Raw genomic sequence first — 19,774 nt, 5'->3', positions numbered from 1 at the left:
TCTCTCAATGACTCTTTTAATTACTTTTTATAACACCAAATCAAAAATTTCAGGTGCTACTTCTCTTATAACATCTTCTAGCTCACTGTCTCCTATAGCAGTAACTCTGCCATCTTTATACTGTTCATTCAGCCACTCTTTTATTTTTAAGACTCTCTCATCTTTTTTCTCAATTTTCTTTTTGCCATGAAGACCAAAATAGCTGTTAATCCAATGGGCAATACCTGCAAGTCCTGAAGTCTGATTTACTGAAACCCCTACAGGTCTGTTGAGTAGCTTGGTTGTATCAAAAATATTGTAAATTTCTTCATTTTTCAAAAGACCATCTGCATGTATACCTGCTCGCGTAATATTAAAATGCCTTCCTACAAATGGCGTTCTTGAAGGTATACGATACCCAATTTCTTTTTCATAATAATCTGCAATTTCTGTTATAACAGTTGTATCCATTCCATCAATAGTGCCCTTTAATTGAGCATACTCTATAACCATAGCTTCTAAAGGAGTATTTCCCGTTCTTTCTCCAATTCCAAGTAGTGAACAGTTTACACTTGAAGCTCCATATAACCATGCTGCCGCAGAATTACTAACCGCTTTATAAAAGTCATTATGCCCATGCCATTCAATTAATTCACTTGGAAAACCTGCATAATGATTCAATCCATAAATAATACCCGGAACACTTCGCGGCAAAGCTGTACCTGTATAGGATACCCCATAACCTAATGTGTCACAGGCTCTTATCTTTATCGGTACTTTACTCTCTTCCATAAGCTTTCTTAATTCCAATGCAAAAGGCACAATAAAACCGTAAAAATCTGCTCTTGTAATATCTTCAAAGTGACATCTAGGTCGTATACCAACATCTATTGCACTTTTTATAATACCAAGGTAATGATCCAGTGCCTGTCTTCTGGTCATATTAAGCTTTTTGAAAATATGATAGTCTGAACAGCTTACCAATATTCCACTTTCCTTCATTCCCATATCTTTTGCAAGCTTAAAATCATTCTTCGTAGCCCTTATCCAGCTTGTAACCTCAGGATATTTGTATCCTCTCTCCATGCATTTGTAGACTGCCTCTTTGTCTCTGTCACTGTAAAGAAAAAATTCACATTGACGAATTAAGCCCTTAGGTCCTCCTAACTTGTGCAAAAGGTCAAATAAATGAACCACTTGCTCCACAGTATAAGGTGCTCTAGACTGCTGTCCATCTCTAAATGTTGTGTCAGTTATCCATATTTCATCTGCTGGATGCATGGGAACCCTTCTATGATTAAATGTACACTTTGGCACCTCGTCATAATTAAATATTTCCCTGTAAAGATTAGGCTCTTTGACATCCTGTAGTGCATATTTGTATTGGGTTTGTTCAAGTGTATTGGTTTTTTTGTTAAACTCTATCATAAATCAACCCCCTTAGATAAACGTTTTAATTGTAATAAATACAACTTGTTGAGAATATATACTCTTTAAGAAAATTCGCTGTTGCTTGTGAATTTTCTTGTTTGCTAAAAACTCTATGGTTCCCTTCTACGGATGCTCTGTATTGTAAGCACCCTCTTTTAAAATATAATGATTAAATATGTATATTCGTATTCTCGTATAATTGTATACAATTATACAGGGTATGTCAACCATTTTTATATTTCATCTAAACCTCCAATGTTTAGCTTTTGCTAAACCAGTTCACTAATATACCACCCATATTCATTTGGTTAAATTTACAAAATGTAATATTGTCTAAAAGAAGGATTTTTTAAATTTTTATCGAAATATATAATTATGTAATGCTAATCTGTTTTACTATATGTAACTCTTAATTTCTGTTCTTTATATCTAAGCTGGAGGGAAAACTATGAAAAAATTTTTTAAACGCAAGCCAAAACAAGCATTTATATTGGCAATATTGATGATTTCTATATTGTCCAGTATTATTTCAGGACTTATTACAAGTAATTGGCACACATCAGTTATATTTTTTATTTCAAACATTATAACCATAACTGTCATACTGTTTGTATCTTATTCTCTATTTAGAAAACATATTAAACAGTTTCAAGATGAAGTAGCTTTTGCAAAACAAAATGATTTTTCCCACTCTTTTGATGATTCTCAAAACTTTATGTTAAAATCAGCTGCCATGTCCGTAAAAGAAGCATTTACAGACATAGGGTTACTTATTGATAATTTCAATGAAATGTCAAACTCTATTGTAAGTGCGACACAAACTGTAAGTACTAGTGCCGGGCAGGCCACATCAGCAATGAATGATATCGCTCAAACAATGGATGACATCGCTAAAGGAGCATCAGACCAAGCATCTCAAGCTCAACAAGGGGTTGAAATGGTAGATAACCTCTCTGAACAAATTGACTTTGTATATGAAAGCTATTCTGGAATTACAGAAGAGACAAAAAAGATGACAGAATTAAACAATGTAGGTCTGGACTCTGTCAACGTACTCAGAGATAAATCAAAAGAAAACTATGATACCTCTGAAAAAATATTTGCAGTTGTAGAAAAACTAACTGAAACAATTCAAGATATTGGACTTTTTGTTGAATCTATTGAAAATATTGCAGAACAAACAAACCTTTTAGCTCTAAACGCTGCAATTGAAGCTGCAAGAGCAGGCGAAGCCGGAAAGGGTTTTGCAGTTGTTGCCGAAGAAGTAAGGAAATTGGCAGATCAAAGTAGAAAATCAACAGAAGAGATTAGCCTTTTAATGCAGAGCATACAGGAAGAATCTCAACTGGCAATTAAGTCTATGGAAACAATGAAAAAAGTTTCACAGGAGCAAAACGGTGCAGTTAACAAAACAGATAATGCTTTTAACAATATAGCAAATGCAATAAACTATATTGTGGAAAAAATTAATGATGTTAATCAATCAGTTAGTAAAATGCAAAATGACAAACATCAAGTTAACTCTGCAATTGAAAATATTTCATCTGTTTCAGAAGAAACTGCCGCTGCAAGTCAGGAAGTTGCAGCAACTACCGAGCATGAACTTAAAGCTTTAGAAAGTATAAAAGAGTCCTCAAACAGCCTTGACCAATTAGTTCACCAACTTGACAATAAATTAAAAGACTATAAAAATAGTCAAAACAAGGAAGAGTCTTAGCAACATGAAAAGTAAACTAGATAAACCTTAACAAATGATTTAAAGTTAAAACAAGAGACTGTTTTTACCACTTTAAAACAGTCTCTTGTAATTATTATCCCAAGAAAGTTAACACTCCATATCCATCTATAATTTCAATTCTTACCATTTCACAATTGTCAAGCCTGAATCTCCAAGAACCTTCAATGTCCATACCAAGTAAATATGCAGTTATAAATCTAATTGTTCCTAGATGAGATACAATTAAAAATCTACCTCTATCAAAAGAATCAATTATATTTTTTGAAAAATCCATAGCTCTTTTATAAGACTTTAAAGCACTCTCTCCATCTTTAATGCAATAGTTTTTCCAGTCTTTTATCCATATGTTATACTGATTTTTGTAAAGTCTTTTTATTTCATCATTACTTAAATCATCCCATATGCCAAAATTCCTTTCCTTTAGGTTGTCAGTATATTCAATGTCAAGACAAAAATTCTCATTTATTATTTCAGCTGTCTTTTTAGCTCTCTTTAAAGGGCTTGAATATATTTTATCAACTGGCATATCTTTCAACTTTTCCTTTAATTTAAAAGCCTGTCTTTTTCCCTCTTCATTAAGTTCCACATCAGTCCATCCAACATAAGTTCTTTTTTTGTTACTGTCTGTTTGTCCATGCCTTATAAGTATTAGTTCCAACATTTTAATAACCTCTCATAAAGAAAATTTAGATATAACTTATATATTGTCTATATTTTTTTAATAAAAATAACATTTGCCCAAAAGCGTAATGAATATAAGAAAACAAGTTTGATTTATCTCACATAGAGCACCTAAAACATCTCCTGTCGCCCCCTGTATTTTCCTAGTCATTAGTTTTAAAAAAATATAGGAAGATATAATTGTCATAGCAGCTAAAATTAATCCTTTCAAACCAATTGCAATATAGAATATCAGCATATAAATTATAGACCCTATTATAATTTCTTTTAAACCACAAAAATCAATAAATGACTTTCCAAGCCCCTGTGTTTTTCTTGCATATTTAGATGCTCCCGCTCCTACTAAAGACGCTATCCTACCTGCAACAGGAAATAAGAGTAGGACTATTTTTGTACTCTGCAAGTCTAAAGATATGATTAATGTATAATTTAATAAAAGTAAACATACAACAGCCAATACCCCATTACTTCCAATCCTGCTGTCACGCATTATTTCCAGCATTCTTTCTTTTGGTCTGTTAGAAAACAATCCATCAAATGTATCAGCTAACCCATCAATATGAATACCTCCTGTTAAAAAAACATAGGCTATTATTATAAGTACAGATATCACCTCTAAAGAAAAAAAAGGCTCTAATCCACAGTATATAGCCAATAAAACAGCACCTATAATCAATCCAACCAGTGGAGCAAAAACAAGACCTTTCCCATAATCCTCTTTATTACAGTCTATATTAACTCTTATAGGTATTGTTGTTAAAAACTGAACCATCATAATAAATCTCTTAATGCTCTTCATACTATCCCTCTCAAAAATAATGTTTTATGCGAATTTTTAACCTTTAATTTTTATGGGAATGCCTGATACACAAAAATATACCCTGTCTGCTTTTTTAGAAAGCTTTTGATTAACTCTACCAGCAATATCCCCAAACATCCGGGATAATCTATTTGGTGGAATAATACCCATTCCCACTTCATTGGTAACTGCTATAAATGTAGAACCATTTTCTTTTATCACATCAAGTAATTTTTCCAACTGCTCCACTATCCTTTTTTCAATATTAATTGCTTCATTTTCATTTAAGCTTTCCCAGTCTAAATTTTCTTCAAGCATTATATTAGAAACCATAAGTGTTATACAGTCAATTAAAACAATTTCTTTTTTGTTTTTACTCTTTTTTAAATGTATATCCAAATCTTTATATGCTTCAAGGGTGTTCCAATGTGAAGGCCTTTGTATCCTGTGTTTTTTCACTCTTTCTTTCATTTCTTCATCAAAAGGTATAGATGTAGCAATATATAACACGTCATTTTTATATTTTTTTGCAATTGACTCAGCAAAAGAACTCTTACCACTCCTGCTTCCGCCAGTAACTAAAATAATCTCTCCCATAAAAAATTCACCTCATAACTTCTTTTAAATTTTTCAAAAAACTCTCATTGCTTTTTCTATCCTTTAATGCCACCCTTATATATCTATTATTTAAACCTCTAAAATTTTCTGCATCTCTGATTAAGATACCTTTTTCAGCCATTTTAGATTTCAATATCTTAGAATTAAATCTCTCATCCAGTATTTTAATTAAAATAAAATTGGTTTCAGGTTTGAAAATTTTAAATCCGGGTATTTTTTTTAGTTCCTCAAAAAACCATACCAATTCATTTGTTAACCATTTATCAGTTTTCTTTAAGTATTCTCTATCATTATTTAAAACAGATCCTGCCAATGAAGCAAAAGTATTAACCGACCAGCATGCTTTTCTTTTCCACATTTTTTGAATAATACTTTTACATCCTATTCCATATCCCAATCTCAAACCCGGTATGGAAAACAGTTTTGTAAATGCCCTTACAACAAAAACATTGTCATTCTCTTTTATGAATTTTACAATTGAATTTTCATTCCCTCCAGAAGTAAGTTCTATAAATGTTTCATCAATCATCACTCTAATATTTTTCTGTCCTGCCTCTTTTATTATTTTTTTTAAGTCCTTCTCTCTTATAAGAGTTGATGTTGGATTATTTGGATTACATAAAATTAATGCCTCTATTTCCTCTGTCATTTTTTTAGATATCAATTGATAACTAAATAAAAAACCGTTATCTTCAAAAGTCTCTATAAAGTCCACATCTATTTTTAGCATTTCAGCTATATTTTCATATTCAGAAAAAGTTGGTATCGGTAAGAGTATCTTTTTAGGCCTTATGGAAAAAAGATATAAAAAAATAACCTCTATAGCTCCATTTCCAACAATAATATGTTCTAAAGAAACATCTAGGTATTTGGATATTTCTTTTATTAGCTCACGACAATGGGCATCTGGGTACATTTTAAGTTTATCAATATTATTTTTTATTATATTTACTATTTCCTCAGGAATACCCAAGGGATTTATATTTGAGCTATAGTCTAAAATTTTATCTAAACTAATACCATGCTCTTTTTCTGTTTTATGTAAGTCTCCTCCGTGGATATACTTAAATTGTTCCATCTCCATCTTCCTTAAGCAAAAAATCCTTTAATAAAATATACTGCTATATAAATTAGACTTAGCGAAACTAAAGATAAAATAGATGTAATATACATAAGTGTTATTGCCTGTGTTATATTTCGAATATTCAACTCATTTACAGGATCCCCAATTATCGGTTTTTCAACTATATCTCCAAAATAAAGTCCACTGCCTCCTAGTCTCACTCCAAGAGCACCAGCAACAGCCGATTCTGGATAACCTGAGTTTGGACTGAAATGTTTTCTTCTATCTCTTCTCATAATTGTATAACTTGCTGAATAATCTTTTTGATTTATAAACGCACTTACCACTATAAGAAGTCCTGTCAATCTTGCAGGAATAAAGTTTAAAATATCGTCAAGTTTTGCAGAAGCCCATCCAAAGTTCTCATATTGGTCATTCTTATAACCAACCATTGAATCTAAAGTGCTAATAGCTTTAAATGCATATACAAAAGGGGCTGCCAATCCAAAAAAAGAACCTATAAATGTATAAAAAATAGGGGCTACCACTGCATCAGAGGTGTTTTCAGCAGTTGTTTCTACAGCTCCTTTTATTACTTCCTTTTCATCTAAATTCTCTGTCTGCCTTCCTACAATGGTGGAAAGAACTTTTCTCGCTCCAAAAATATCTCTTTCCTTTAAGGCATCAAACACCTTAAAACTTTCAGCTGCAAGGCCTTTAGCTGCAAAAGCTGAATAGATAAAATAAATATTTACAACGCTAGACAGTATAGGACTTACCCCAGAGGCTACTCTAACAATTGCATATACAGCAATAAATACAAAAGCTACGACAAATACCGCCAAGACAACACCTGCAAACTTTTCATTTCTGTTTTTCTTTTTAGAATTTCTAACAATATCGTCTCCTAAAGCTTTTACTTTTCTTTCTGAAGAAGCATTTGCGATATTTCTCACTAGCTTTTCCACAAGCTTGACAAACCATCCTATAAATCTAACTGGATGAGGGAGCCAGCGGGGGTCTCCTAACAAAATATCAAGTATAAATGCAATAGAAATTTCTAACAGCAGGTATAAACTCATCGGTACATCCCCCTATACTTTTTATCTAATGTATATACGCACTTCTTTTTAAACATACTAAATTTCTTTGTTTTTCTAACTTATTATAAATATCATATATTAAAATTCATTATTTTGTATAAAAAGGAAATATCCAAATTTGCTCTTAAAATTTCAGCTAATTTGTCATATTCTTGTTCTTTCATGTCTTTGTATTTTATAAAATTTTTATCAATATCAGCAAAACCTTTTTTGCTTCTTATTTTGTTTATTAGACTTATTGTAAAATCTACATTGTCAAATATACCATGTAAATATGTACCTAAAACATTTCCTTTTTTATTTCTTATCCCTAATGGCAGATTATCCTCAAGGGATTTTATGAAGGTTATACAATCTTTTGAATACTCAGTATTTCCCATATGTATTTCATAACCTTCAACGGTATCACTCAAAGCATCTCTTTTAAATGAACTTTCAGTAATCCTTGCCACAATTCTCTTAGTGCTTTTCTCTTGTTTAAAAACTGTTTTAAAATTTAAAATACCAAAGCCTTTAACATAGGAAATATCTGACTCTACACCATGCAAATCCAATATTTCTTCTCCTAGCATCTGGTATCCTCCACATATGCCAAAAATAACAGTTCCCTCTTTATTGAGATTTAAAATAACTTCCTCAAATCCATTTTTCCTTAAAAATAATAAATCTCCGATAGTATTTTTTGTTCCCGGTATTATTACCAAGTCAGGATTACCTATTTGGCATGAATCATCAACATATCTTACTTTTACACCTTCTATACTTTCAAAAACATTAAAATCAGTAAAGTTTGAAATATGGGGAAGTTTTATAACCACCACATCTATTTCATCTAACCCAGCTTTTTCTGATTTTAATAACCTCTCACCAAGACTGTCTTCATCATCAATAACATGATTAAAATAAGGTATGACACCAATAACAGGAACCTTCAATAGTTTCTCAAGAGTTTTTAATCCCGGCCTAAGCAGCTCAATGTCTCCTCTAAACTTATTAATTATTACTCCCTTAACTCTGTCTCTTTCGTTATCTGACAAGAGCATCATCGTGCCAACAAGGGAGGCAAAAACTCCTCCTTTATCTATGTCTCCTATTAAAACAACTGGGCTATCTGACATTTCAGCCATTCCCATGTTTACAATGTCCTTATCTCTTAAATTTATCTCAGCAGGGCTTCCAGCACCCTCTAATATTATTATGTCATTTTTAACGGCAAGTTCATTATATATATTTTTAACCAATTTTGCAAGCCCAGGTTTAAAATTATGGTACTCAATTGCAGACATATTTCCATAAACTTTGCCCTCAACGATAACCTGAGCTTTTCTTTCAGCAACAGGCTTTATCAAAACAGGATTCATTTTAACATCAGGTTCTACCTTGCAAGCTTCAGCTTGAACAACCTGAGCTCTTCCCATTTCCTTTCCATCTCGCGTAACAAAAGAATTTAAAGCCATGTTTTGAGACTTAAATGGTGCAACTTTATATCCATCCTGACTAAAAATACGACATAGACCGGCAGCTATAACACTCTTACCTACTGATGATGCTGTCCCCTGAATCATTATAGAATTAGCTGTCATTTAATCCTCCAAAAACATTAAAAAAATTCACTATACAAAGCTCTTACAGACTTTTCATTGTCAGATTGAAGAACACCAAACATCATACTAACTTCTGAAGAACCCTGGTTTATCATTTCTATATTTACACCAGCTTTTGAAAGAGCGTTAGTGGCCTTATCTGCTACACCTACTGTATCTCGCATCCCTTCTCCTACAACCATAACTAAAGCCAAGTCTCTCTCTACAGATACATCATCTACTTCTAATTCCTTTTTAATACGTTCTTTTAGACGCTGTTCTTTTTTATCATCAATTTGATTTTGTTCCAATATAATAGACATGTCATCTATTCCAGAAGGCGTATGCTCATATGACAGCCCTTCATCTTCAATAATAGCCAATATTTTTCTACCAAAACCTATTTCCCTGTTCATCATATACTTGGTAACATATATACTACAAAACCCTTCAGCACTTGCAATACCAATAACTGGTCTTCCTTTGGATTCTCTTACAGGAGTAATTAATGTACCATCAGAAGATGGATTATTAGTATTCTTTATGCAAACAGGAATTTTTTTTCTGTAAACAGGCTCCAATGTTTCTTCGTGTAAAACTGAAAAACCTGAATATGCAAGCTCTCTCATCTCTTTATATGTAAACACTGGTATCGGTTTGGGATTTTCAATTATTTTTGGATTCGCTGCAAAAACAGAATCCACATCGGTAAAATTTTCATACATTTCTGCATTAACTGCCGCCGCAAGTATTGATCCTGAAATGTCAGAACCTCCTCTAGAAAATGTAACAATATCCCCATTTTTTGAGCAACCAAAAAAACCTGGGAAAATCATTATTTCTTTTCTATCAGAAAGTAATTTCAAATTATCATAAGATTCAGGTAATATGCGACCATTTCCACATTCATCACTTAATAACATACCTGCATCTTTGGGGTTAACATACTTTGCGTCAACACCTGTACTTTTAAGATATTCTGCAACTACTTTAGCATTATTGTCTTCTCCCGCTGCCTTCATTGTATCCATAAATTTTTCCTTACCAGCATACTCACTTTTAAGACGCTGATTTAAGTCATCGTGCACAATTTTTACTATTTCTTCATCTAGCCCAAGACCTTTTGCTATTTCATCAAACCTATCAATAACTCTTTTTAACTCTTTATCTGCTTTTTTATCTTTATAATACTTTTCTCCAAGCTCTATCAACAAATCAGTCATCTTAACATCATCATCAAATCTTTTTCCTGGAGCAGAAACTATCACTAAACGTCTTTTAGAATCAGATAAAATAATATCACAAACTTTTTTTATCTGAGGAGCACTTGCAAGAGACGTTCCCCCAAACTTAACAACTTTCATAATAAATCCTCCAAATCTATCTCGCTAATTCAATTTCTTATTTAAATATCTATTAGTCAAATACTCTTACTGTATTTAAAACTTCACTTACTGAATCTAAATCATTCAGATTTTTTAGCATATCTTTAGCATCTTTTTCTAAAACAAGCTCAGTTATAAAAGCTAATTCTTCATTGTTATCAACTTCTAAAGGATTGAGCCATTCAATATTTTTATAAATCTTTTCTACCTCATCTACTGCTTTAGCTTCATCATCAACTTTTATTCTCACCAAAAATCTGGATTTAGTCTCCATAATATCAGCAACATTATTTTCTTCTTTAACTTCCCAGTTATATCCACCAAAACTTCCCCAATGTTTGACAACTTCAATTACATCTGCAACCACAGCACTTGCTGTAGGCAGTTTTCCTGCTCCACGTCCATAAAACATAGCCTCTCCTATGGCATCGCCCATTAGCAAAATGGCATTAAAAACATCCTCCACACCTGCTAAAGGATGCGTATTATCTACTATAAAAGGACTTACCTTTGTTGTAATCTTTTCACCTATTTTTTCACTCATTCCTATTAGTTTTATTGTAGAATTCATACTCTCCGCATACATTATATCAGTTGGTGTAATTTGAGTTATACCCTCAGTATAAACCTTCTTATAGTCAACAAATTCACCATATGCAATGGAAGATAGAATTGCAATTTTTCTACACGCATCATGTCCCTCTATATCAGCAGTAGGATCTGATTCAGCATATCCATTTTCCTGAGCTTCTTTTAAAGCCACATCAAAATCCTTACCCTCTTTTTTCATCTGACTTAAAACATAATTTGTAGTGCCGTTTAAAATCCCAACAATACCATCAATTTCATTTGCCGCTAAGCATCTGTTTAATGGTCTTATAATTGGAATCCCGCCTCCTACACTTGCCTCAAATAAATAATTTACACTGTTTTCACGAGCAAGCTTTAAAAGTTCAGGGCCATGTGTTGCAACAAGCTCTTTATTTGATGTAACTACATGTTTCCCCTGCATAAGAGCCTTTTTTGTAAATTCATATGCAACTGCTGTACCACCAATAGTCTCAACAATTATTTCTATATCAGAATCATTAAAAATATCATCAACATTTTTTGTTATAATATCCCTATCAGGACTATCAGGAAAATCTCTTATATCTAATATACGCTTTACTTTAATCTCTTTTGTTGCCTTCTTAGATATACTTAATGAGTTCTTTCTTATTATTTCAACAACTCCTGAACCAACTACTCCATAACCTAATACAGCTACATTAATCATATTACTACCTCCTTAGATTTTTAGCCAAATTACTCTCTTGAAAGAATCTCTTGACTTCTAACTCCTTTCACCTTGCTTATTTCTACCAAAAGATTCTTGATATCAGTTACCATCTCTCCTGTTTCAACTGTAATAGTAATGTAGGCGAACCCATTTATGGGTATGTTTTGGTTGATTGTAACTATACTTGCCCTTGAATCTGCTATTTTATTCATAATACCCGATAGTATACCCGGGCAGTCTTCAACGGTAAAAAAAAGCGTTATAACCTTACCTCTAGATGTTTCATAAAATGGAAACACAAAATCCTTATACTTGTAATATGCACTTCTACTTATGCCAATCCTTTTGACAGCTTCATTTACATTTTTAATTGCTCCACTTTCTAATATTCTTTTTACTTCTATGACCTTTGTGAAAACTTTAGGTAAAACAGAAGCATCAACAAGATAATATTTAGAAGCATTGTCCATATTTCTGTCCTCCACTCACGAACATTTGTGTTTCTCTTGTGTAATCTTAACATAAATTTCGTCTCTAATCAAGGTATTTTTACATTTTTCATTAATACTTTATCAAATTTTTTCAGGTGAGCTCGTAAACATCGAGACTTCAGATGGGGACTCAACTTCACCTGAAGATTTATAAAAACAACTCCACCTTGTAGAAGGTGGAGTCTTAGAATAAGATAAATTCTTAGGATATTTTTATAACAATAACTGATTTCTTTTTAAAACTCACCATGTCTAAAAGCAAACTACTCCTTTCTTTTAGACTCCATCTCTTTCATCTGTCTAATAAAGTTAATCTGTGTTTCGGTTCTAATAACTCCTCCCGCTTCTGTAACTATGTTATTAGTTTTTACTAAATCCTGTTCAGACATTCCACTATTTTTTTTATTTATTACGTTCTTTATCATTTCAAACTCTTCTTTTTCCAACTCTAAACAACACCTGCAAACAGGACATACTAATAAATAATCCATCCGATATGGTATTATAGGCATAAAAAAGAAGGTAAACCAACTAGTTAATTTCTGCAAATTCCAACTTGATTCATTTTTACAATTGCTACAGCTAACTTTACGAACTGGACCAAATTTTTTAACCGTCCTATGACCCCATCCAAAAATTATCATGTACTACCTCCTGATATTTAATTGATAACGATACATATACTCTACATATTTAAAATTAATAAAAGTGATATTTAAACGATTTATTATATGTGGATTTAGCACTTTTAAGAGATGAATCAAAACAGTCAATTAAAAAATCCTTATATTTATATTTTATTTCATAATTCGTAATTTTACAAGTCTCATTTATTTTATGGCTATATATATAAAAGTGAAGAAAAAGTCTTGTCTGAAAATGTAGTTAATGAGACAATGATTATAATATATAGTAACTACATGGAGGTTAAATAATGAATACTATCTATAATGACCCTTCTAAAAGTCCAAAAGAACGAACTAAAGATCTTATTTCTAAAATGACTTTAGAAGAAAAAATAGGACAAATGTGTCAAATTGACGGCAATGAGAATCCTGAACTCTGGCTAAAAGAAAGGAATATAGGATCCTTTTTACATGTTATAGGAGATGAAGCAATCCGTTTGCAAAAAATGGCTACAGAACAAACTAGACTGGGCATTCCTCTATTATTTGGAATTGATGCCATTCACGGTCATGCATTTCATAGCGGTGCTACTGCTTTCCCATCTCAACTAGCTCTTTCTTCTAGCTGGAATCCTCAATTAGTTGAAAAGGTTGGAAATATAACCGCTAAAGAAGTAAGTTTAACAGGATTACACTGGACTTTCTCACCAGTTCTTTGCCTTGCAAGGGATATAAGATGGGGAAGAGTTGATGAAACTTTTGGAGAAGACCCCTACCTTGCTGGCAGCCTCTCAGCCTCTATAATAAAAGGTTATCAGGGAAAAGACCTTTCTCATCCTGAAAGCATACTCGCATGTGCCAAACACTTCATAGCATACGGCGAAACACAAGGTGCACGGGACGCTTCTGAAAGTGATGTATCTGAAAGAAAACTCAGGTCAATTTTTTTACCCCCTTTTAAGGATGCAGTAGACGCTGGGTGTGCCACTTTTATGACTGCATATCAGGCAATTGATGGGATTCCATGCTCAGCAAATAAATGGCTTTTAAAAGATGTTCTTAAAAATGAATTAGGTTTTAGCGGTTTTGTAGTGACAGATTGGGACAATACAGGTCATATGCACAGACTGCAAAAAACTACTTCTACTATAAAAGAAGCCTGTGAAATTGCAATTAAATCTGGTAATGACATGATAATGGCTACGCCTGAATTCTTTGAAAATGCTGTTGAACTTGTTAGAGAAGACGTGGTATCAGAATCCCTTATTGATGAAGCCTGTTTTAGGATTCTTGAAACTAAATTCAGACTGGGATTATTTGACCACAAAAGGTATCCTGATACTAAAAAGTACAAAATATTTATGGGATGTGATGAGCATAGAAAAGCAGCATATGATGCTGCCCTTGAATCTATTGTTCTTCTTAAAAACAAAAATAATACTCTACCAATATCAAATAAGTTTAAAAAAATTGCAGTAATAGGGCCAAATGCAAATGACCCACAGGCTCAACTGGGCGACTGGTCTTTTGGACCAAGATACTACCCGGAACGCCCAACTCTTGAATATAATGATTATGATATTTCAAACATTGTAACCATTTTAGATGGAATAAAAAAACGTGCAAACTCAAGTTTTGAAGTGTTCTATGAAAAGGGCTGTGATGTAATTGATGAAAAAGATAAAAATATAAAGACTTCAATTGAAACAGCAGAAAAGTCTGATGTTATAGTAGCAGTTGTAGGCGATACCATTGTTTTAAATGGCGAAACTCGTGACAGAGTTAATTTAGACCTTACAGGTGCACAACTTGAACTGCTTAAAGCACTAAAAGATACTGGCAAGCCTCTTATTGTATTGCTTATCAATGGAAAACCTCTTACAATACCATGGATAAAAGAAAATGCTGACGCTATAGTTGAAGCTTGGAATCCTGGAATAGAAGGTGGAAATGCAGTCTCATCAATTTTATTTGGCGACTATAATCCCTGTGGAAAACTTTCTATTTCTTTTCCTAAATCAGTAGGCCAGCAACCTGTTTATTATGCTCAGCTCCCCGGCTGGCATGGTGGAAGTTACGCCGATATGGAACCTGAGCCGCTTTTTCATTTTGGATATGGACTTTCTTATACAAATTTTGAATACTCAAACCTTAAAACCTCAAAAAAAATAATTAACGATAGTGAAGATTTAATAGCATCTGTAGAAATTAAAAATACAGGACAGATAGCTGGTTCAGAAATAGCACAACTTTACACAAATGATATATATACTTCTGTAACTACTCCTTTAAAAGAGTTAAAAGAATTTAAAAAAGTTTTTCTAACTCCTGGAGAAACTAAAACTATTGAATTTAAGCTCCCACTTTTATCATTTTCTTTTGTAAACAGAAACTGCAAAAGATGTGTTGAGCCTGGCGAATTTGAAATACTGGTTGGTAGTTCGTCAAAAGATGGAAATTTACTAAAAACCATTGTAACATACGGAGGAAAGGTTCAGGAATTCTAAATTTAAAGTAAACTGGTTTAACTTAGCTAAACATCAAATCCTCAGGTGGAATGCTAGAATGAGATAAATTTTTTTCAAAAAAAATTAGCAAATTTATTAAACCAATGCTATAATGTTATTATGGGAACCTTGAAAATAAAATACTACTTCGTTTCAGTATTTAAATGTACATTTTGTACATCAACAATATAAGAAACACTTGCAAATACAAATTCCATTTTACATCATGTTAATTAATATGATGTAAAATGGGAATCTATATTTAATGATTTCTACCTTTAGGCCAAATAACATATCTAATAACATTTTATTAAAAAAATTAATTATATTTAGTACAAGTTTTATATTTTAATAAAATATTTAAATCCCTTAGTTATAAAAATATTTAGTAATAATTCTATAAATAAATACATTGTTTTTATTGTACTGTTTTTTATAATCCTAACATAAACAGTACTGTTTATAAATAAGTCTATAGAAGGGAGGATTTAACTTGTCTTAATTTACCAAAGCAAAGATGACAACAGTTTATTTTTTTATTATTTTTAATTTAGGAGGAGATAAAATGTTTTTTTTGAAAAGCAAAAAATCTTTTAAAGTACTTTCAGTAGCTCTGGCTTTAACTGTTATTTTCTCTGCATTTGCTATGTTTGGAGTTAGTAATAGTTATGCATCATCTGATTTTGTAGAAACACACGGTCAACTTCAGGTTATTGGAAATCAACTGTGCAATCAGCATGGACAACCTATTCAATTAAGAGGTATTAGCTCCCATGGACTTCAATGGTATCCTCAGTTTGTTAACTACGACAGCATCAAGTGGATGAGAGATGATTGGGGAATAACAGTCTTTCGTGCAGCTATGTATACTGATTCTCAAGGATATATTCATAATCCATCAGTTAAAGATAAAGTAATAGAAGCTGTGGAAGCATGTATTGATTTAGGTATATATGTAATTATAGATTGGCATATACTAGAAGATGGTGACCCAAATCAATACATAAATGAATCAAAGAGCTTTTTTGATGAAATGTCAAGAAGATTTGGTGATTATCCAAATGTTATTTATGAAATATGTAATGAGCCAAATGGACCAGTAAACTGGGACGGACAAATTAAACCATATGCTGAGGAAGTTATTCCAGTTATCCGTTCAAATGACCCCAATAACATAGTGTTAGTAGGTACTGGTACTTGGAGTCAGGATATTCATGACGCTGCTGACAATCCTTTAAGTTTTGACGATGTTATGTATACTCTTCACTTCTACGCAGGAACTCACGGACAGGAACTTAGAGATAGGATAGACTATGCAATGGACAGAGACGCCGCTATATTTGTAAGTGAATGGGGAACCAGTGACGCAACTGGAGACGGCGGTCCTTACATTCCACCATCACAGACATGGCTTGATTTCTTAAATCAAAGAGATATCAGCTGGGTAAACTGGTCACTTACTGATAAAGTTGAATCCTCTGCTGCACTTAATCCTGGTGCAAGTGCCTACGGTGGATGGACTGATGCTAACTTAACTGAATCAGGAAGGTTTGTAAAATCAGCTGTTGGAGAAAACTACAATCCACCATCACCACCTACAACAACACCTACTCCTACTCCTACTGACCCTCCTACTCCTACCGATCCTCCTACACCTACTGACCCTCCTACACCTACTGACCCTCCTACACCTACTGACCCTCCTACACCTACTGACCCTCCTACACCTACCGATCCGCCTCATCAACCGACAACCAAAACAATACCAGGTACAATTCAAGCAGAAAACTATGATGATATGAGCGGAATTGAAGTTGAAGATTGTGAAGAAGGAGGACAAAACGTAGGTTACATTGACGTTGGAGATTGGCTAGACTACAATGTAGATGTTGAAACAGCTGGAACTTACACTGTTGAATTTAGAGTGGCAAGCCAATCTGACGCTGGAAGATTCTCTTTAAGAAGTGATAACAACATTCTTGCCAATGTTTCAGTTCCTAATACCGGCGATTGGCAAAATTGGACTACCATATCAACTGATATAACTTTAAATGAAGGGCAACAGACATTAAGATTTTACGCTGATGGTGAACTATTTAATATTAACTGGATGAGTTTTGAACTGGAAGACTCACCTCCAACAGGTAGCTATACACTTGGAGATATTAATAACGATGGAAACATTGATTCAACAGATTATACTTTATTGACAAGATATATTTTAGAAATTAATGATTCGTTCGCTACACCAGAAGCCAGATTAGCAGCAGATATAAATGGCGACGGAGTAATTGACTCATCAGATGCAATATTATTAAGTCGTTACTTGCTTGATATTATAGATAGTCTTTAGTAAAGAAAACTTAGAAGTAAATAAAAGCAGCAGATTTAAATCTGCTGCTTTTATTTCTAAAATTTATAATATTTACATTACATATTGTGATATAATTTTACTTAGGAATGTCTTAGAAATAACGCCCTATTCTCAAGGACAAAATTCCGATGATTTAGCGGATTTTGAACGATGAGAATCAGATGTATTTTTTAGCCATTACCTAAGACAAAAAATTAATAAAGGGAGAACATGTATGAAAATTATTTCTAATTTCAAAAAAGCTATGTTTATGCTATTTTTTGTTTTAGCTCTTTTTTTGATTACTTCAAACTGGTTGTGGAATTCAGATGTTGCAATGGCATCTACTAATATAGCTTTGGATAAACCAGCTTTTAGCAGCTCTGAACAAACAAGTCAAAATAATCTGACTTCAAATGGAAATGACGGAAACATGAATACCCGCTGGTGTGCTGAAAATGGTGATGCAAACCACTGGTGGATGGTAGATTTAGAGGATACATATAATATTTCAGCAACGCAAGTTACATGGGAACAAGACAGCCTTTATCAATATATAATAGAAGTATCCCCTGATAACACAAACTGGTCTGTTGCCGTTGATAAATCAAACAATGCAAGTTCATCTCAAATTGCATATGATACTTTTACAGCCGAAAATGTACGATATGTAAGAATAACTATTACTGGACTTACAGATAGAACTTGGGCAAGTTTCCATGACTTTTCAGTATTTACTTCTTCTACAACATCAGATCTTATGTATGGAGACTTAAACGGAGATGGTGTTATTGATTCGTCAGACTATACGCTGCTTAAAAGATATATTTTAGATATAATAAACGACTTTCCTTATTCAAAAGGCTTACAAGCAGCCGATGTAAACGGTGACGGACTAATTGATTCAAGTGATGCCACCTTAATGAGACGCTTTCTTCTTGAAATAGTAGATGTATTTCCTGCTCAGGAAGCTGTTACTCCTGCTCCCGTACCTACACCCGTTATCACTCCAACACCTCCACCTGATACATCTAGTGCAGAGGTATCTCGTTCAGGAAATACGTGGACAGCAACTCTGCCTGATGGAAATACCGTTTATACAGGTTCAAGTATGGTTGAGGCAATTAATGCAGCATGTGGCAGAATGTCAGATGGAACAATTAATATACGAAATTCTGGAGATATTAGCGATAGAATAAGACCAGAAACTAATCAAACATTAGATTTTCACGGAAATACAATTAACAGTTCCACAGGTGCAATACCTCTATATGCTGAAAATGTAGATGGTATAACCGTTCGAAATATGAATATGACAGGAGCACCAAGATACGCAGTTTGGTTTAGGGGATGTTCAGATGTTCACTTTCACAATGTAGTTTTAGAATTAAGTCAAGCACCTGAAGTAGGCTTAGGAATAAGAGTTGATAATCATAGAGATAGACCTGTAAGAACAACCAATCTCACAGTAACTGGTGAAATGCGTGTGGAGGGAACCAGAAGTCATGGATTTGAAACTTACGGAATTGACGGTATAATAATTGAGGAAATTGTAACAAGAAATACTGGTGGATGCGGCCTGTTACTCAATGATTCAAGAAATGCCCAAATAGGAACAATAGATGCATACAGAGCAAATTATGGCGGTGGATATGCTGGCTTTAGAGTCGCAAATGGAAACGGACCTAATGTAACTGTTGAAAGTTTAACAGCAAGAGAATGTGGAAGAGGTTTTTTCAGCGTTTCCGGCAGTCATGGAACTACCATTGATTATGTCTATATATCAGGTTGTACCGGTCATGGAATGTTAATTCAAAATGCTCAGGATACAGTAATAGACGGTGGGGTGGTTTGGAATAACAATTGTGATGAAGCTGTTAGAATTGCAACTGATCCAAATTCAGGTGGAAGTGCAACACGAAACGTTACCATACAAAACTTAAGAGTATATGATGATAGAGGTGCTAGCCGTCAGCAAGTTTTTGGTATTAGGGAAACAGCTGGTGGCGGAACAGACTCAAACTTTATTTTAAACAATGATTTAAGAACAGCAGGCTCAAACAGATCAAGAGACCTTGTAATAGAAGGAGATAATACTGTAGCAGAAGGAAACAGATTGACTGGTGATTAAGCTT

Annotated in this window: 15 protein-coding genes; 4 read left to right on the top strand and 11 right to left on the bottom strand. The window is 33.3% G+C overall.

Annotated elements, in window-relative coordinates; translation table 11 throughout:
* Positions 1 to 27 precede the first annotated feature (27 nt).
* Positions 28 to 1,407: a 2-isopropylmalate synthase gene (locus RBH29_RS03595; protein WP_306695196.1), complete on the bottom strand. Its 1,380-nt coding sequence runs from the start codon at positions 1,405 to 1,407 to the stop codon at positions 28 to 30.
* A 451-nt stretch (positions 1,408 to 1,858) separates the two neighbouring features.
* Here RBH29_RS03595 and RBH29_RS03590 point away from each other — a divergent pair, with 451 nt between their 5' ends.
* Positions 1,859 to 3,127 carry a methyl-accepting chemotaxis protein gene (locus RBH29_RS03590; protein WP_306695194.1) on the top strand — a complete coding sequence of 423 codons (1,269 nt, stop codon included), beginning with the start codon at positions 1,859 to 1,861 and terminating at the stop codon, positions 3,125 to 3,127.
* A 94-nt stretch (positions 3,128 to 3,221) separates the two neighbouring features.
* On the opposite strand, the gene cobC is transcribed toward RBH29_RS03590, so the two are convergent.
* The 10 genes from cobC to RBH29_RS03540 all read right to left on the bottom strand — a co-directional run bounded on the left by cobC (position 3,222) and on the right by RBH29_RS03540 (position 12,797).
* The gene (cobC, locus tag RBH29_RS03585; protein ID WP_306695193.1) at positions 3,222 to 3,809 is read right to left on the bottom strand and encodes an alpha-ribazole phosphatase; all 588 of its coding nucleotides are present in this window, start codon (positions 3,807 to 3,809) and stop codon (positions 3,222 to 3,224) included.
* 57 nt (positions 3,810 to 3,866) lie between these two features.
* Positions 3,867 to 4,628 carry an adenosylcobinamide-GDP ribazoletransferase gene (gene cobS, locus RBH29_RS03580; protein ID WP_306695191.1) on the bottom strand — a complete coding sequence of 254 codons (762 nt, stop codon included), beginning with the start codon at positions 4,626 to 4,628 and terminating at the stop codon, positions 3,867 to 3,869.
* Between the two features lie 36 nt (positions 4,629 to 4,664).
* Entirely contained in the window at positions 4,665 to 5,225 is a 561-nt protein-coding gene (cobU, locus tag RBH29_RS03575) for a bifunctional adenosylcobinamide kinase/adenosylcobinamide-phosphate guanylyltransferase (protein WP_306695189.1), read from the bottom strand.
* A gap of 7 nt (positions 5,226 to 5,232) precedes the next feature.
* Entirely contained in the window at positions 5,233 to 6,324 is a 1,092-nt protein-coding gene (locus tag RBH29_RS03570) for a pyridoxal phosphate-dependent aminotransferase (RefSeq protein ID WP_306695188.1), read from the bottom strand.
* A gap of 11 nt (positions 6,325 to 6,335) precedes the next feature.
* Positions 6,336 to 7,391, bottom strand: coding sequence for an adenosylcobinamide-phosphate synthase CbiB (gene cbiB, locus RBH29_RS03565; protein WP_306695186.1), 1,056 nt, complete (start codon positions 7,389 to 7,391; stop codon positions 6,336 to 6,338).
* A 92-nt stretch (positions 7,392 to 7,483) separates the two neighbouring features.
* Positions 7,484 to 8,995 (bottom strand): cobyric acid synthase, encoded by a 1,512-nt coding sequence (locus RBH29_RS03560; RefSeq protein WP_306695184.1) that lies wholly within the window; start codon positions 8,993 to 8,995, stop codon positions 7,484 to 7,486.
* Positions 8,996 to 9,012: 17 nt separating this feature from the next.
* Entirely contained in the window at positions 9,013 to 10,359 is a 1,347-nt protein-coding gene (locus RBH29_RS03555; RefSeq protein WP_306695182.1) for an aspartate kinase, read from the bottom strand.
* A 52-nt stretch (positions 10,360 to 10,411) separates the two neighbouring features.
* A complete protein-coding gene (locus tag RBH29_RS03550; protein ID WP_306695181.1) occupies positions 10,412 to 11,659 on the bottom strand; it encodes a homoserine dehydrogenase in 1,248 nt (415 codons plus the stop codon).
* A 29-nt stretch (positions 11,660 to 11,688) separates the two neighbouring features.
* Positions 11,689 to 12,132 carry an ACT domain-containing protein gene (locus RBH29_RS03545; RefSeq protein WP_306695179.1) on the bottom strand — a complete coding sequence of 148 codons (444 nt, stop codon included), beginning with the start codon at positions 12,130 to 12,132 and terminating at the stop codon, positions 11,689 to 11,691.
* Between the two features lie 284 nt (positions 12,133 to 12,416).
* Entirely contained in the window at positions 12,417 to 12,797 is a 381-nt protein-coding gene (locus tag RBH29_RS03540; RefSeq protein ID WP_306695178.1) for a zinc-ribbon domain-containing protein, read from the bottom strand.
* A 290-nt stretch (positions 12,798 to 13,087) separates the two neighbouring features.
* Here RBH29_RS03540 and RBH29_RS03535 point away from each other — a divergent pair, with 290 nt between their 5' ends.
* The 3 genes from RBH29_RS03535 (at position 13,088) to RBH29_RS03525 (ending at position 19,770) form a co-directional block, all read left to right on the top strand.
* Positions 13,088 to 15,286: a glycoside hydrolase family 3 N-terminal domain-containing protein gene (locus RBH29_RS03535; protein WP_306695177.1), complete on the top strand. Its 2,199-nt coding sequence runs from the start codon at positions 13,088 to 13,090 to the stop codon at positions 15,284 to 15,286.
* Positions 15,287 to 15,851: 565 nt separating this feature from the next.
* Positions 15,852 to 17,639: a cellulase family glycosylhydrolase gene (locus tag RBH29_RS03530; protein WP_306695176.1), complete on the top strand. Its 1,788-nt coding sequence runs from the start codon at positions 15,852 to 15,854 to the stop codon at positions 17,637 to 17,639.
* Between the two features lie 235 nt (positions 17,640 to 17,874).
* Positions 17,875 to 19,770, top strand: a complete 1,896-nt coding sequence (locus RBH29_RS03525) for a galactose-binding domain-containing protein (RefSeq protein ID WP_306695175.1) — start codon at positions 17,875 to 17,877, stop codon at positions 19,768 to 19,770.
* Positions 19,771 to 19,774 lie beyond the last annotated feature (4 nt).

It is taken from the genome of Herbivorax alkaliphila (genome assembly GCF_030848475.1).
In the GTDB taxonomy this organism is placed as follows: domain Bacteria; phylum Bacillota; class Clostridia; order Acetivibrionales; family Acetivibrionaceae; genus Herbivorax.
This window is presented reverse-complemented; position numbering and strand designations above follow the sequence as displayed.